The sequence below is a fragment of the Bartonella chomelii genome (assembly GCF_014138465.1).
GTDB classification, from domain to species: domain Bacteria; phylum Pseudomonadota; class Alphaproteobacteria; order Rhizobiales; family Rhizobiaceae; genus Bartonella; species Bartonella schoenbuchensis.
The window spans coordinates 1-1137 of sequence record NZ_JACJIR010000033.1 but is presented as its reverse complement, the minus strand read 5'-3'; the positions used below and the strand labels follow the sequence as shown (position 1 = coordinate 1137).

At 52.1% G+C, this 1137-nt stretch carries 2 protein-coding genes; both read left to right on the top strand.

All coding sequences use genetic code 11. The annotated features are described in order from the left end of the window. Positions 1-401 (top strand): hypothetical protein (locus GGR10_RS06775; RefSeq protein ID WP_210268819.1); only part of this gene is annotated, 401 nt, incomplete at its 5' end. Next, positions 368-1137, top strand: a 770-nt coding sequence (locus tag GGR10_RS06770) for a right-handed parallel beta-helix repeat-containing protein (protein ID WP_182480452.1), incomplete at its 3' end; no start/stop codon positions are given. The genes GGR10_RS06775 and GGR10_RS06770, both read left to right, overlap by 34 nt.

The following is a 1137-nucleotide window of genomic DNA, read 5'->3' as shown; positions in this document are numbered from 1 at the left end:
ATGGGACGCTGATAATGAGGGGGGAAAATTCAACGATTAGTTTAGCAGATGGGGGTGAGTATGGGGTGGGGGTGTATATGGGGGAAGGGGTGAAGGGTGCAAGTTTGACGAAGACGGTGATTACGGGAGGGGGAAAGGGGGTAGGGGTGTATGCGAAGGGGGGTGATATGTTGGAGATGACGTTGGAGAATGTGACGATTTCGGGGGTTGGAGCGGGGGTCTATGTTAAGAATGGGACGCTGATAATGAGGGGGGAAAATTCAACGATTAGTTTAGCAGATGGGGGTAGATATGGGGTGTATATGGGGGATGGGGTGGAGAGTGCAAGTTTGACGGGACAAGGATTACGGGAGGGGGAAGTGGGAGTATGGGGATATATGCGAAGGGGGGTGAGAGCTTGACGATGACGTTGGACGATGTGACGGTTGAGGGGGTACAAATGGGGGTTTATATGGGGAGGGGGAAGAACTTGATGATGACTGGGGGCTCGACGGTTAATTTTATGGGGGATGGAGTTGGGGTGATGGTGGGGGGAGAGATGAAGGGTGTTAGTTTGAATGATGTGACGATTAGGGGAAGTGGGAGTGGGGTTGGGAGTATGGGGGTCTATGTGATGGGGACGGAAGACATGACGATGACGTTGACGGATGTGACGATTTCAAGGGTTGGAATGGGGGTAGTGGTGGGGAAGGGGAAGAACTTGATGATTGGTGGAAGCTCGAGGATTGAGTTTATGGGAACGCGTGGGTATGGGGTGTATGTGGGAGAGAAGGTGAAGGGTGTGAGTTTGAAGGGGACGGTGATTAAGGGACAGAATAATGGGGTAGGGGTGTATGCCGTGGGGACGGAAAAGATGACGATGACGTTGACGGATGTGATGATTTCAAAGGTTGGAGCGGGGGTGTATGTTAAGAGAGGGAAGAGCCTGACGATTGGTGGAAGCTCGAGGATTGAGTTTACGGATGGATATGGGGTGTATGTGGGGGAAGGGGTGGAGAGTGCAAGTTTGAAGGGGACAAGGATTACGGGGAAGGGAAGTGGGATGGGTACAGGGGTAATAATGGAGAGCTCGGGAAAGATGACGTTGGAGAATGTGACGATTTCAAAGGTACAAACGGGGGTCTATGCGGAAAATGG